This window comes from Cytobacillus sp. IB215665 (genome assembly GCF_033963835.1).
Classification (GTDB): Bacteria; Bacillota; Bacilli; order Bacillales; family SM2101; genus Nanhaiella.
Genome location: NZ_JAXBME010000015.1, coordinates 1 through 13,470, shown reverse-complemented (window position 1 = coordinate 13,470; position 13,470 = coordinate 1). Strand labels below are relative to the sequence as shown.

Here is a 13,470-nt window from a genome sequence, read left to right as displayed (position 1 = left end):
TAAAACCTATTGTCGTTTAGTTCTCTAGGAGTTATAGCCTTAAGGACAATTTTTCTATAAGATTCACTCTTAGTATCTTAGGAAAGCACCAACTTATTAAGTTGTAATTTTCTTATTGAAAGTTAATTCATTTGATGAATAAGTCTTACCATTATCCACAATGGGATGAAAACTATAAAATCACTATATTTCTCCAAAAACAAAAATAAATTGTTGTCACTGTGTACCCTTCACTACCCTATTCTTTTCATATATAGCTTATGTTTTTTAATATACTGATAACAATTTTCTGGCATCAGATACCTCGGCTCCCCCCCCATACTTAATTCATCACGAATATAGGTTGAACTGATTTCCATAGCTAGACCTTTATCAATTAAATGGAATGTGTTGCCGTCATCGTTATTTCTTAAAATACCTGACTTTCCAATCGTAGCTAACATATCAATACCATCACGAGCCATTATAATGAAATTGAATTCTGACACCAATTTATCACCATTAGACCATTTTCCCTCCCCAATATCAACCAATAAATCTGCTCCCATAATGAAGAATAATTCATCACCTGGATATTTGTTCTCAAAATGTTTCATCGTCGTATAAGTATCAATTTTCCATGCATCTTGATTCATTTCATAATCATCGAAAATAAATATAGGATTGCTTTCAATTGCCATTTTAACCATTTCTTTTCGGTGCTCATCACTAATATTCATTCGCTTATCTTTTCTTTTATTTGAACAAGGTAAGAAAACTACATAATCTAATTTACAACGGTGTGCAACCGTACTTGCTGTCCATAAGTGTACATTAGTCACTGGGTCATACGAAGACCCATAAATTCCGATTCGAGCCATTGCGCAGCCTCCTTAAATATAATAACTAATCAATTCTTCTAACGTTTTTTTTCATAGTATTTTTTGTATACAGTTCCAAGAGAAAAACCTAAATGTTTAGCAATCGTACTTGTGAGAACAATACATTGTATATTCCTTTTCTTAATTGCTTTCGTAGTTACTCCATCAGATGATCTAACTTCATCAGATTATTCCACCTTCAAAACGTCTAACTTTAACGTATCATATGTATTTACTAAAAAACACATTATTTTGCGTGCACAGGACTCAAGAATTTTAAACCTTTTTATTTAACACCAGAACGTATTTTCTTATATAATATAATAATAGGGGTGATTTTATTGAAAGGTAGTGAAAAGATGAAAGAGGCTCCTGCCTATATGCAACCTGAAGAAATCAAGTTGCTTAAAGATGCCTGGGATGACTATAGCAAGATACAAAAAACTACATTAAATGAGTATGAAATAGAAGAAATAAAAAATAAAATTCTTGAAGCTTTGGAATTTAAACAGGAAGTAACTATAACGTATACAAAAAATGGAACTTTTAAGCCTTGTGTGGGTCACATCTATTTTGTAGATAAACTCAATAAACATATAATGGTGATAGATAATTTAGAAAATGTACAAAAATTTAAATTTGAGCGTATCATAAATGTACAAATAAATTAACAGCCCGGATACTTTGTAGGGCTGTTTTTTCATGAACGTAATGTCAAGATGTGATGATAATATTTTGGCAACTGTATTCATTATCATCTATGTTCTTTTTAACTTTCGCTCAGTCTTTCACCGTTTGAAATACCTTTTCATAAAGCAGACAAAAAGAGGAACATCCATGGCGACAATAGAATGGGTGATTGTATCAATGGCAGAAATGCATTGAACGAAGTTGTTTAATTCATATGCATATTTTCCATCTAGCGCTATCGACATACTAAAAGATTCATTTACCACTGGTACCGTTACAATCATGGAGTTGATTTCATATCGAGTACAGTAATTAGGCCACCACTGTTTGAAACACAAGCTAGGTTCCCACAATATCCATTTACTAGCTTTTAAATTACTACATTTATTAACCAACAATACAATAGGCTACCAAGCTAAGCATGGCAGCCTCTATTAACTAAAAGTATCATCCTAATAAATTACTTACAACCACAAAAACTAATACAAAGGTAGGAATAAATACGGAGTGAAATAATAGCTGTCTTTTCTTTGTCATTTACATTCCCTACTTTCTATTAATATTTAATATATTTATAATTTTAGATTATTTTTAACATAAACACAATTTTATAAGAGTAAAATCCACAATACCATTGCGGTTAAAAGAAAAAGTGGATAAATATGCTAATTGTTATAATACAATCCTTATTACTATGGGCAACTATTTCATCTGCAATAATATGCTTATTCCTTCTAGGTAAGGTTAGTAAAGGTACGTTTAAAGGAATAAAAGATGTTTTATTGTGTCTTTTTTATACCCTTTTAGTCTTCCCAATTATTTTTCTAGTGAAATTAGTTGTTTAAAGCATTTATTATAATTAGTTACAGATCATTTAAAGTATTATCTTATAACAACAATTATTGAATTAATTTATTTACCCATCTAGCAAACTCTTCTTCCGTTTCCTTTTCCCCATTTATATACATATCTATAGAGTTATCATTATAGAAAAAATACATTACATATTGCTGGTCCCCTTCAATGAACATTACATTACTACCATTACTTCCAAAGGACCAATCTAAGTTTTCAAATGCTACATTTAACAAATCATATATATTCTCGTCATTTGTAGTTTTAAACTTTGCCATTTGTGTCTCCATATTATCATCTAATTTATTGATCCATTCATCAAACTCTTCTCTCGTTTTCCCCATACCATCTACAGTCATATATATTGATTCCTTCTTATCGTTAAAGAATATTACATACTGCTTATCATTTTTTTCACCTAGAAAGAGCATTACATTATTATCATCACTTTCAAAAGACCAAGTTTCATTTTCGAATGTATAATTTAATATATTATATACACTCTCTTCATTTTCAGTTTTAAATTTTTTCATTTGCTCCTTCATCTGTTTATCTAATTGTTGCATATCACTATCATTTATCTCATAATCTCTATATACTAACTCATTTATCCATTCATCAAATTCTTCTCTCGTTTTCTTTTCAGCATCTACGTACATATCTATAAATTCTTCTCTATTAGTGAAGTATATTGAATATTGTTTATCAAAATAAGTACCTTGGAAAAGCATTACATTATAATCGTTACTTTCGAAAGTCCAACCTGAATCTCTAATTCTAGTATTTAATAATTCATATATACTTATCTTATTAAAAGCTTTAAACTTCGCCATCTGTTCCTTCATTTTTTCATTAATATCTTCTATATCATCACTTAATATTGGATTCTCATTAGTATCGCTGAAATCTATTGAATCAGATATTGGAACCTTTTTATCATTAATTGTAATATCATTTTCATGGTGTACTGATTCCCCACCAAATAATGACATTATTAAAACACTAGCAATTTTGACTTTTATCATGAAGTGTAGCCTCCATTTATTTTATTTTTCTTGTGATGGCTATATTTTATAAAATTATTTTCAAAAATGGATTACAAAGTGGTTACAACGTGCTTATTTTGTAATATTATAATGAACTTAAGGTACAATCAATGCCCATTTTTTGAAAACAACTATATCTTTGTTTCTTTCTCTTATGTCCACGTTACCAGTTAGTCACCCACTTATTCATACTAGTTTGGCAATAACCTCTTACGACAAATTAGTTTATGCTGTTGGTGGTAGTCCAGATGGCATAAATGTTATTGATGTCAAAAACTCACTCACTTATTGCTACTGTTTCTGTTGGAAATAGACCATACTGTATTGCTATTACACAAGAAGGGAGATTTGCTTATGCTTCTAACAACGGTAGTAGCACTATATCAGTAGTTGAAACAACAACTCATTCTGTGATTGCGACAATTCAGTTAGTTTATAAGAACTTATGAAGTAATGGGAAATTGTAAGTGCAAAAATGATAAGTGTCCTCAGTTATTTAAGATTCAAACAGAAACTAAAATTGATTTTTTTGACAGTTTGAGAAATCCAAATTTTTTAACTTTGAAAATGCTAAATAAACATAAAGATGTTGAAGTTAAACTAGATTCAACTGCTGAATTGTTATCTGAAATGTCCCTCTTTGATCCGGTTGGTGATCCACAGGGTAGTACGTTTGTTGAATTTGACTACATTCTTCAACGCTCTGCTAATAATGGCCCTTTTTCTAATCTATCCACACTAACATCTAGACAAAGAGTTAATATATTCGAAGGCTTTAATAATCCTGATAAAGCATCATTAATTACTAACATTACTTGGACAGATAAGCCTGGAGTAGGTTTGCATGTATATCATGTACGAATAGCCAACAGATTTACGCTAAATAGTAAAGCACTATTTGATTCCCTAATGTTCCAAACTCGTTCCTTAAATGCTACGATTTTTTTTCACTAATTTTTTTGCAATCTTAATAATTCATAAGTTTTCATAATTAAAAACATTGCACTTGGTCATTTATCAGTTGCATCATCAAACTTTTCGCATTTATTATTAACAACTAATTCTGTAAAGGAATTGATAAAATAATGACAAATTGCAAGTGTAAAGATGATAAAACAGTAGACTCATTTAAGGATCAATCATTAATGGACTTAAATTTATTTTCGAACAACATGTTTATACCGCAAGCTGTATTGACTTTACCTCCCATCTTTACTAAAAAAGGTAATAACATACATCTAAATTCTATTGTTACTTTGGAAATCGCTGCTGATGGTTCGAGTGAACCCATAAGTATTGACATAGATTATATCCTCCAAAGAATAACCAATAACGGGATACCGATGAATTTAGCTACGATTCGATTACAAAGAGAATTCACCAACGAATCGAATAACTTAATTAATACTATAACCCCTAACCTTACTTGGGTTGATTATCCAGATACTGGCATTCACACCTATCGTATTTTCATCCAAGAGGCTGGACCATGTGCCAATGTCGATACTATTTGTGCTCAAACTCGTGCTTTAAATGCCTTAGTTATTAAACACTAATAACTATTTAGTAACCACAATACAAAACAAGTCTTATAAGCTAACATTATCCACAGCTTCATCCGCAAGATAACAGAAGGATGACTGTGGTTAAATATTTCTTGCAGTAAAGCAACACCCTTATATTTCTTGTAGAAGAAATATCCGAACGTCTTGTGAGCTGTATGACAACCCATTTCTTCACTCCAACCTCTTGTGCTGCTTCGTTTTTTCCATGCTTGAGACCTTTTAATATGACTGAATGATGGAATATTGGACAAACAGTGGTTTGTAAATGGCTTGATAAAAGTGGAATATCACAACAGTGGTTATCAAAATCTTCTGGCGTTGGTAGAACCGCCATTAGTAATTTAACTCAAGGTAATTCGGTTCATACGCCTAATGCACAAGCTATAAAAAAAATAATGAAAGCGATTAAGAAAATAGATCCGAACGCTAAAGTGGATGATTTTTTCGACATATAAAAGGGACTGCTCTCATACAGTCCCTAACCTTTATAAACACAGCTCAACTTGAGTTTAATAACATGCATCTTATCAAAAACTTTTTATGCAAGAGATTTTGGAAATGAATTTTACTTGTATGAAAAGAACTTTGGTAAATTAACAATGTAAAAAATCATGTATATTCTTTATCATTCACTTTGTAAAAATATAGTTATATTAATGATTGTGAAAATGCATCTGCTGTTCCTATAGCTCCTATTATGTAAAATAGATTTGAATAATATATACAAGATTATTCATTTTTCGGATATGACACTAATTTGAAATCAAGAATCGCATATCTCGACTATTCTTCATATATTAAATTAATAATAAATGATGGAGTGGGTGATTTTTATGGGGGTGGCTTATGTAGCAAATGTTAATTCCAATAATGTATCTGTGATTGATACGAAGACACATGAGGTAATTGCTACTGTACCCGGTCTGACTGAACCAACTGATATAGCCATCACGCCTGATGGAAAATTAGCTTATGTTACGAGTGATAACATTGGAAATATATATGTTATAGACACCAAAACTCATTCTTTGGTAGCAACAATTGGCACTACCGAAAGAGCTTTTAAAACAGTTTTTACGCCTGATGGAAAATTAGCTTATGTTGCAAATGACTTTGATCCAGGAACTGTTTCTGTCATTGATGTGAAAACTCATTCCGTTATTGCCACTGTGTCTGTTGGGGTTAATCCAGAGGCTGTTGTGATCATACCGAATTAGTGAATACAGAATAGTAAAGTAAATGTCTGATGGTTTTGCTATTCTGCAAGACTTCGGATGTCTGCTATTATGTATACTAGATTTGAATATTGTATTCATGTATATACAAAGAAACTGACGTTATAAATCGTCAGTTTTTGGGAGTCATCATTTCTCTAAGATAACTGTATTACCCTAAGTGAGGGTCTCATAAAAGATATGGTAGTTCCTGCCACTAAAGATACCACTGTACCAATTGTTTGTCCAGCATTTAAAGATAGTATAGTGGTTCTTGTGATTGTATTTTCTGTAACAGCTCCTGCAACTCCCACCATTCCTATACTTGTATCAGATCGTGATACACCGTCTATTGTTATATCAGTTTCAAAATTGTATCCTGAACCATCTGCATCGAATACTATAACTGTAAATGAAATTTCGTAGTCACCAGCATTTTGCACAGTAATAGAGAGAGGGTTAAGTGTAGTACCACTAAAAGGCCCTGGGGTGTCATATGCTCCTCCCAAGGGAGTAATTGGTTGCGCATCCACTCCAGGAAATGGACCTCCATCATCTCTTAAAACACCGTAAGTTAAAACTCCTTGAGGTCCTGGTGACCCTTGAAGTCCCATTGGTCCTTGTTTCCCAGGTGGTCCTTGTGGTCCTTGTGGTGGTGGAACGACCCTGCATTTACAATCTTTATCTTTCATTAGTAATTGTCTCCTCCTATAGTTGTATATACTTTATATTTATGATTCTTTTCTATAGAAGGTTGGACTAACATGTTTAGTGTGACAAAAATATGCTTTAGTCTATGTTAATAAGGGACAAATGGACTAAGCTACGATATAACACAAAGTAAATTCCTGATTATGTAAAATAAAAAGTCCCAATTTTTCATCTATGAGAACAGTCGACTCATTAATCATTGTGTTGCATAAAATTGATTAATTTGACCTATCACATTAATACAAGCTAAATTCATATATATTACATACCATAAAGTACACCCTTTATTATCACTCTCCCCTCCCTGCTGTCTCCTCCTTTCATGAACAATCAGGGAGGGTTTACATATACACTGGGTGTTCACCATAATCTCTAATATGTCTCATAATAAATTTTACTTAAATTTTCAATTATTTATTGTTGAAGAAATTCTGGTAGTTTGGCTGAAGACTCCATCTCTATATTAAATTATTGTTTAATTAAACTGTTATTTAATAGAATAGAGCGATTTAACTTTTCTTCTACACTAAATAATTCATCAGTAATATCCAATGTATTATCATAATGCATTACTTTAAAATATAGATTTAGTTAAATTTTACTAAATAAATAAGTTTTTAGTAATCACAACTTACCTTCTGTTTGTTAAATCTTGTAATATCCCTAGACACTATATGGTATCATTAATTTAATTTTCAACTTCAAAGAGGTGATTATTATTAAACTTCAAACTACATTACTAACTCTGGGTGTATTACTCTGTTTGAGTCTTGGTTATTTAGTTCTTAATATTAATCATGTTTATCTACACATTGATTTCAATTTAGGTATAATTGTCGTAGCATTAATTTTCATACCATTAATCATCACTAGAGATTTTGCATTCATGGATAAGAAAATCAATGTGAAAACGGGTTATTTTTTCATAACCTTAGGTATACTTCAATTTCTATTAACAATGATTTTCATTGATATTTTTTTTCATTAAACTATCATTGAGTCGATTAACTACCTTGAATTTCATAAACATCTGTCTCTATATCATCATCTTCAGATATGTTTTTTATGTTAATTGCTCTATTTACAACCTTATCATCTGCCCAATAAGGAGCTTTACCGTTTTCAAGTGGCACACCATATCCTTCTATAAATTTACTTCCGAATCTAGCTCTGATTTGTGCTATATGTTCTGCATGTTCTTCCAATGTGTAAAAGTGCTGAAATCGTCCATCCACTGTTCATTCATCGCCGTTTCATCAAACTCAACGGTGAGTTGATCTACTCTTGTTACCTCACTACTCTTGTTACCTCACATTCAAATTTTTTCATTTGTTTTTCCTCCCTATTCTCCAAATTTGCTAATAAGCCTTATAAAGTGTTTGTATCTAAAAATGTATTTATTATCCAATCTATAAGTACAAGCAATCTTTCAAGTAGAATCATAGACTAACTAATGCGAAACCTACCAAACCTTGAAAGAGGTGATAATATGACACACAACGGAATAACTACTTGTGATTGTGGTACTAAGTCGTTAAGAAAGCTTGTAAAAGAAAACTTTAAAAAAGGTGACCCAATCGGTGTAACTTTCGTTGGTACAGATGTATTACTAGTGGCTGTTGGTGAATTTTTAGAACTTAGAGATGAAGCAATAGTTGTAAAAAACATCTTTAATCTTCCAGAACAAGATTCAATAAGTTTTATCCCTCTAACAGACACAAATAGTATTGAAAAGCTCGAAAAATTCCCTGACGATCCAAGTCCTGTCGCAATCAGAGCTAAATAACCAATTTTTCATACCTCCCTATTTGGGAGGTTTTTATAAGGCTAATCACCTTATTGCTTATTTAGTTTCATAAACTACTAGTATTTTCGCCATTTTTTTTTAAGTAGGTAAAGAGTATTGCTTCTCCCCTCTTTATCTGAATATCATGTTTAATAAGAGGAAAGAGGTGAAAAGATGTCTAGTAATGTGATAAATTGTCAAGAATGTATATTCCCACCCTACCCAAATAAAGAGTTAATTAATTTTCGTGCAGAAAAAACGAACATGGACCAACCACTCGATTTTAATGAAGTTAACAGGATATCTTTTAATAATGCACTTATTAATAATGGAAACGGATATGATACTAGTGCTAATCAATTTAAAGCTCCAGAAACTGGGTTCTATATTTTTACTACTGAAATTTTATTAGAATTTGTAAACCCAGGGAACATAGAAATAGAAATCCGGTCCAATAAGAGATTGATTGGTTCAACTGGAGTGTTGTTATCTTTCCAAGATGAACCAGTAGGCTTTACCGCGATGACTCCATTAGATGCTGATGAATTGGTAGCTGTTTTTATTACACCAGCTAATACCGGATTTAAAGCTATAGAATCAGCTTTTACTTATTTCGGTGGCTCCATATTACGATAAACCCATAATATTTTGCAGAATTTCAATTGGATATAACAGTTGATATGTTATATCCTCTATACAGGTTTTTATGAAACATAGTTACTCTTGAGTTTCCATATTCCCCTACAGCTTTTCTCATCACTTGAAGAATATCAACTCTAAGATATACTTCATTTTCTTCATGATTTATTTTGTAACTTACATCCTCATAATTCTCTTCAATAAACTGATTGATATTATCTGTTTTCACTGAACCCTCATTTACTCCATTAATATAAATCGAGTAACTCTTCATTTTTGTAAACCCCCTTATGAAACTTAATAATTCTGGAGTTTCCTTAATTAAAAATAATGTACTTGGTCATTTATCAGTTACATCATCAAACAATTTTGCAAACGCTTATGCTTTTTGTTATGACACTTAACGCAAAGCTTTTCTAAATTATCAATCTCTAATGCTAACTCAGGATGTGTGTAAATCTCCTTCTTGTGATCCACATCTAATCGTTTATGTTTATCTGGATCATGATTGTCCGTGTACACTTTTCCTTGTCGCATACATTCCTGGGATTCATAGTTGTCACGTTCTAATGCTCTCATTCTTACCGTTTGCCAAGCACCCAACTTGTAGAACTTCTTCTTTTGTTCTTAAGTTTTGTACATGCATGAATAACACCTCAATATTTAAAATTAAAAACAGAAACGGAAATGTCCTTTTCACTTCTGTCATAAGCTTTGGGGTGGCGACTACCCGCAAGGGTGCAAAGTCCTCAAAGAACCTAATTTTCTGCAAATAAAAAGCACCCTTGATGGAGTGCTTTAATACTATTCTTGTATAAATCCAATTTGTTTTTTAGGTTCTTCAGGATTCTCTCTACGTAATGCTACTAGAAGAAAATTCAATTGACTTACATGTTGTATTAATTCTGCTGGTGCTCCAGTATCTGCTAAATTTCCAGTAAACTTCACTAGTTTAGCTCCTATATTACCTACACCAGTTATAGATACCGTTATTGTTTGACCGAATGACGCTAGCATTACTCCTGCTTCATGCTCATTATCTAGTTGTCGATTGTATTCGTTTACTGAACTTAAGATATCTTCCGCTATTGCGCCTGCATAATCTTTAAATTTAATAGATGGAAAATTATTCATATTATCAACCCCTTTATAGAATTACAATTCGACAAAAGGAGATTCTTTCCTGTTTTGGAAGTTTGAATATTATATAACAAAGCATATCCATTAGATAGACTCTTATTGAACTTCACTTAGTTTATATTTTGTTATGCTCAACAAATGCCTATAAGCCTTGCTGTATTTATATTTAAACACTTTTCCAAATTGAACTTGGCTCTCGTTAATTATGTGTACTTCATAAAAAAGAGTTGCCTGCTCATTGAACAGACAACACATCGAAAAGTACTTGCAACGGCTTACCACACCTTGAAAACGGATCATAAAATAGAGTCTTTCACCTATAAGGTGGTAAATGGGTGACAATATTCCTTGAGTGCATCATATCATACAATTCTGTTTCACTCCTTTCCGACACTGAAAGTGTTGATATGACTGGGTTTATAAATTATTTTTCAAACAACTGCACAGCAACCAAATTATGTAGCACTAAAAGATTTTAAATAAATAGGCTCTATTATATTTTATTATTGATAACGGATAATAATTAAGGAAAACCCCAATTTGAGGTTTCCCTAATTCTTGTAACACTGCGTTTATTGAACAAATTCATTTTACTTTTTAAAAATGGTTGTATTTTCAATACGAATCGAATCAACTTCTCCGCATTCTAAACAAAATGTGTAAATTTTATTTGAACCACTCAAAGACATTTTGCTCGGTTTTATTGGCATATAATCTGTACCTTCTACGAATTCAGTACTTCCACATTTAAGACATTTTTTGTTTTCCATATTCTCAAATTCCCCATTTCTTATATTTTCTTTATTCACCTTACTTGTCCTTTCTTTAATACGACTCTAATTTCCGATAAGTTTCAAATATTAATATTAGTTCGTAAAACTAGAATTTGAACAACCACTATACATTGACTCTTGAAAACAGACAAAACAAAATGAGATTATCGATACAATCCCATAATTGTTTTATCTAAATAGTCTTGATCTACACCTATATACATTAACGTTGTAAGTTCCACATCATGGTTAAATATCTTTTGTAAAGCTGCTGCATTTCCCCATTTCTTATAATGCATGTAGCCAAACGTCTTCCGCATTGTGTGAGTCCCAACATCTTCACGATATACTATTGCTTTAGCAGCATCTTTCAAAATACGATAAGCCTGGGAACGATGTATAGGCTTTTGACTTCCTCTATGATCTTTTTGACGGCTCCTGATCAAATAATCATCATGATCCATGTCCTTAATATATGGTGCTATTGCTTTCCTCAACTTTGGAGAGATTGGTGTCCTTCGTTTTTTATCTGTTTTGATTTCTCTTCTTCTAATGTAATCACCACGAACATCTTTCACTTGCAATACTAGAATATCAGATACACGTAGCCCAATAGTGACCGCTTTTCTTTAATGGACAAAGTGAACAATCATAAACGCCGAGAATGGACCGATTCAAAACATGACTTACCTCGTGTGAAAGAAAGTACAGAGAAATATGAGTCGGTCTTGTTCATTTGTTACGAAAGGTCATGGTGTTTATATAGAAAGTTTTAGCTAGTTAATGTTTAAACAACCCAAAAAGTCGGTTCCTTAGTGTACAGGAATGCGACTTTTTGAGTCTGAAATTGACTCAGTGCAAAAAATTACTAAAATATTGTAATAACTTCAAAATCACATAAGTCTATTAGGCTCTGTTACTTCCTCGTCATTTCTCTCATCATAAGGTTTAATAAAATTAATTGTCGATCCCACTGTTCACATGATGTAATATTTCCTATGCTTTTGTTATGGATTCTACAAATGCTTTTCGCTCCCCATAAACTACCTGGGCAATTGACACAGATTCTATCTATATATTCATAAGACTTAGCTTGATTCATGATTAATTCACTCCTTATTATCATATAATTTACCCTGAGGCTCCGCTTTTCTTTTGTCTCAATGTTTTATCATATATACCCATTAACTTTTCTGTTTCTCGAAAAGAAAGTGATTCTTCCCTACTTTTTTTCCTTGGGTGATTTCTTTTCTTCTTGCTTGATTCATTGTTTTTCTTTGGTTTTGGTAATTGAATTTTGATGTTATTTGCTCTACACCATTTATTCAGCTCTCCTTGAATTGTCCTCACGCCCTTCATCCATTCTTTAAAACAAAAAGAGCACACAAACCACACAGCTTAATCGCTGTAATTATCTGTGCCCTCCTGTTGTCAGGTCGGACTTATAATCTTGTTTTAACTGTAGTAATGATGTCTTTTGCTTCTCCTTGGTGCGTAACAATCACCGTTTCCCCGTGCTCTGGAAGATCATGAGCTATCAATTCACCATTTTTAACAACATATAGTTTTCTTTTATTCTGCAAATCTATTTCAGCAAATTCCTTTTTCATTGGCGAACCTCCTCGCTAATCGACTCCATCTATCTTGTGTTTAATAAATTCCATAATATTCCGATATAACATATAGTATTATAATTTGCTAAACTTCAAAGAGGTGATTATCATTATACTTTATTCCCCCATTTTAATAGCCGGTTTATTCCTCATTTCGAGCGTGGGTTACTTTGTTGAACATATTATTGGTTTTGATTTAGGATGGATTTTCACAAGCTTATTTGTGGTACCATTAGTAATCATAAAAGATTTTGAAATCATGAAAAAGAAAATATCTGTGAAAATGGGTATTTTATTAATAATCTCAGGTATATTTTTATTTATTTTCACGATTTACGTTTCGATTTTATTGTAGTAAACATAACTATCATTTAGTTCACCAAGTATGCTATGAGGGTTATCGCCCTCTTTTTCACGTTAAAACAATCTTTTATTACATCATCAGTAAATTAACTAATAAGCTGGTAAAATAGATTAATTAAAAATACATCTATTTTTTAATAAATGGTAAAATATTCTTATAAATTATGAATGGAGGTATCAATTATGTCTGCCCTTATAGCTCTTGGGGTGGGAGC

The 13,470-nt window shown here is 31.9% G+C and carries 21 protein-coding genes; 8 read left to right on the top strand and 13 right to left on the bottom strand.

The window, feature by feature from the left end; translation table 11 throughout:
• Positions 1 to 233 precede the first annotated feature (233 nt).
• Entirely contained in the window at positions 234 to 860 is a 627-nt protein-coding gene (gene nadD, locus SLH52_RS16610) for a nicotinate (nicotinamide) nucleotide adenylyltransferase (protein WP_320210391.1), read from the bottom strand.
• A gap of 341 nt (positions 861 to 1,201) precedes the next feature.
• On the opposite strand from nadD, the gene SLH52_RS16605 reads away from it, so the two are divergent.
• Positions 1,202 to 1,531 carry a YolD-like family protein gene (locus SLH52_RS16605; protein ID WP_320210390.1) on the top strand — a complete coding sequence of 110 codons (330 nt, stop codon included), beginning with the start codon at positions 1,202 to 1,204 and terminating at the stop codon, positions 1,529 to 1,531.
• 918 nt (positions 1,532 to 2,449) lie between these two features.
• Here SLH52_RS16605 and SLH52_RS16600 read toward each other — a convergent pair.
• Positions 2,450 to 3,430: a hypothetical protein gene (locus SLH52_RS16600; RefSeq protein ID WP_320210389.1), complete on the bottom strand. Its 981-nt coding sequence runs from the start codon at positions 3,428 to 3,430 to the stop codon at positions 2,450 to 2,452.
• Between the two features lie 278 nt (positions 3,431 to 3,708).
• Here SLH52_RS16600 and SLH52_RS16595 point away from each other — a divergent pair, with 278 nt between their 5' ends.
• The 3 genes from SLH52_RS16595 to SLH52_RS16585 all read left to right on the top strand — a co-directional run bounded on the left by SLH52_RS16595 (position 3,709) and on the right by SLH52_RS16585 (position 5,007).
• Positions 3,709 to 3,900 (top strand): hypothetical protein, encoded by a 192-nt coding sequence (locus SLH52_RS16595; protein WP_320210388.1) that lies wholly within the window; start codon positions 3,709 to 3,711, stop codon positions 3,898 to 3,900.
• A 4-nt stretch (positions 3,901 to 3,904) separates the two neighbouring features.
• On the top strand, positions 3,905 to 4,405 hold the full coding sequence (locus tag SLH52_RS16590; protein WP_320210387.1) for a hypothetical protein: 501 nt from the start codon (positions 3,905 to 3,907) through the stop codon (positions 4,403 to 4,405).
• Between the two features lie 131 nt (positions 4,406 to 4,536).
• Positions 4,537 to 5,007, top strand: coding sequence for a hypothetical protein (locus tag SLH52_RS16585; protein ID WP_320210386.1), 471 nt, complete (start codon positions 4,537 to 4,539; stop codon positions 5,005 to 5,007).
• A 58-nt stretch (positions 5,008 to 5,065) separates the two neighbouring features.
• Here the strand turns inward: SLH52_RS16585 and SLH52_RS16580 are convergent, their stop codons facing one another.
• On the bottom strand, positions 5,066 to 5,350 hold the full coding sequence (locus SLH52_RS16580; protein WP_320210486.1) for a hypothetical protein: 285 nt from the start codon (positions 5,348 to 5,350) through the stop codon (positions 5,066 to 5,068).
• Between SLH52_RS16580 and SLH52_RS16575 the strand changes: the two genes are divergently transcribed.
• A complete protein-coding gene (locus SLH52_RS16575; protein ID WP_320210385.1) occupies positions 5,271 to 5,471 on the top strand; it encodes a helix-turn-helix domain-containing protein in 201 nt (66 codons plus the stop codon). The genes SLH52_RS16580 and SLH52_RS16575 overlap by 80 nt on opposite strands.
• Positions 5,472 to 5,849: 378 nt before the next feature.
• Positions 5,850 to 6,233 carry a hypothetical protein gene (locus SLH52_RS16570; RefSeq protein WP_320210384.1) on the top strand — a complete coding sequence of 128 codons (384 nt, stop codon included), beginning with the start codon at positions 5,850 to 5,852 and terminating at the stop codon, positions 6,231 to 6,233.
• 155 nt (positions 6,234 to 6,388) lie between these two features.
• Here the strand turns inward: SLH52_RS16570 and SLH52_RS16565 are convergent, their stop codons facing one another.
• Together SLH52_RS16565 and SLH52_RS16560 are read right to left on the bottom strand one after the other, a co-directional pair.
• A complete protein-coding gene (locus SLH52_RS16565; RefSeq protein ID WP_320210383.1) occupies positions 6,389 to 6,922 on the bottom strand; it encodes a hypothetical protein in 534 nt (177 codons plus the stop codon).
• A gap of 1,023 nt (positions 6,923 to 7,945) precedes the next feature.
• The gene (locus SLH52_RS16560; RefSeq protein WP_320210382.1) at positions 7,946 to 8,176 is read right to left on the bottom strand and encodes a hypothetical protein; all 231 of its coding nucleotides are present in this window, start codon (positions 8,174 to 8,176) and stop codon (positions 7,946 to 7,948) included.
• Between the two features lie 254 nt (positions 8,177 to 8,430).
• Here SLH52_RS16560 and SLH52_RS16555 point away from each other — a divergent pair, with 254 nt between their 5' ends.
• Both SLH52_RS16555 and SLH52_RS16550 read left to right on the top strand, forming a co-directional pair.
• The gene (locus tag SLH52_RS16555) at positions 8,431 to 8,727 is read left to right on the top strand and encodes a hypothetical protein (RefSeq protein WP_320210381.1); all 297 of its coding nucleotides are present in this window, start codon (positions 8,431 to 8,433) and stop codon (positions 8,725 to 8,727) included.
• Positions 8,728 to 8,901: 174 nt separating this feature from the next.
• On the top strand, positions 8,902 to 9,363 hold the full coding sequence (locus SLH52_RS16550; protein WP_320210380.1) for a C1q-like domain-containing protein: 462 nt from the start codon (positions 8,902 to 8,904) through the stop codon (positions 9,361 to 9,363).
• A gap of 22 nt (positions 9,364 to 9,385) precedes the next feature.
• Here the strand turns inward: SLH52_RS16550 and SLH52_RS16545 are convergent, their stop codons facing one another.
• The 8 genes from SLH52_RS16545 to SLH52_RS16510 form a co-directional block, all read right to left on the bottom strand.
• A complete protein-coding gene (locus tag SLH52_RS16545; RefSeq protein ID WP_320210379.1) occupies positions 9,386 to 9,640 on the bottom strand; it encodes a hypothetical protein in 255 nt (84 codons plus the stop codon).
• Positions 9,641 to 9,717: 77 nt separating this feature from the next.
• Complete coding sequence (locus SLH52_RS16540) at positions 9,718 to 9,945, bottom strand: HNH endonuclease (RefSeq protein WP_320210481.1); 228 nt, start codon at positions 9,943 to 9,945, stop codon at positions 9,718 to 9,720.
• Between the two features lie 225 nt (positions 9,946 to 10,170).
• A complete protein-coding gene (locus SLH52_RS16535) occupies positions 10,171 to 10,500 on the bottom strand; it encodes a DUF6173 family protein (protein WP_320210378.1) in 330 nt (109 codons plus the stop codon).
• A gap of 596 nt (positions 10,501 to 11,096) precedes the next feature.
• Positions 11,097 to 11,315, bottom strand: coding sequence for a hypothetical protein (locus SLH52_RS16530; RefSeq protein WP_413785553.1), 219 nt, complete (start codon positions 11,313 to 11,315; stop codon positions 11,097 to 11,099).
• A 128-nt stretch (positions 11,316 to 11,443) separates the two neighbouring features.
• Complete coding sequence (locus tag SLH52_RS16525; protein ID WP_320210479.1) at positions 11,444 to 11,893, bottom strand: tyrosine-type recombinase/integrase; 450 nt, start codon at positions 11,891 to 11,893, stop codon at positions 11,444 to 11,446.
• A gap of 302 nt (positions 11,894 to 12,195) precedes the next feature.
• A complete protein-coding gene (locus SLH52_RS16520; protein WP_320210377.1) occupies positions 12,196 to 12,381 on the bottom strand; it encodes a hypothetical protein in 186 nt (61 codons plus the stop codon).
• A gap of 29 nt (positions 12,382 to 12,410) precedes the next feature.
• Positions 12,411 to 12,629: a hypothetical protein gene (locus tag SLH52_RS16515; RefSeq protein WP_320210376.1), complete on the bottom strand. Its 219-nt coding sequence runs from the start codon at positions 12,627 to 12,629 to the stop codon at positions 12,411 to 12,413.
• A gap of 92 nt (positions 12,630 to 12,721) precedes the next feature.
• A complete protein-coding gene (locus SLH52_RS16510) occupies positions 12,722 to 12,889 on the bottom strand; it encodes an XtrA/YqaO family protein (RefSeq protein WP_320210375.1) in 168 nt (55 codons plus the stop codon).
• Between the last annotated feature and the right edge of the window lie 581 nt (positions 12,890 to 13,470).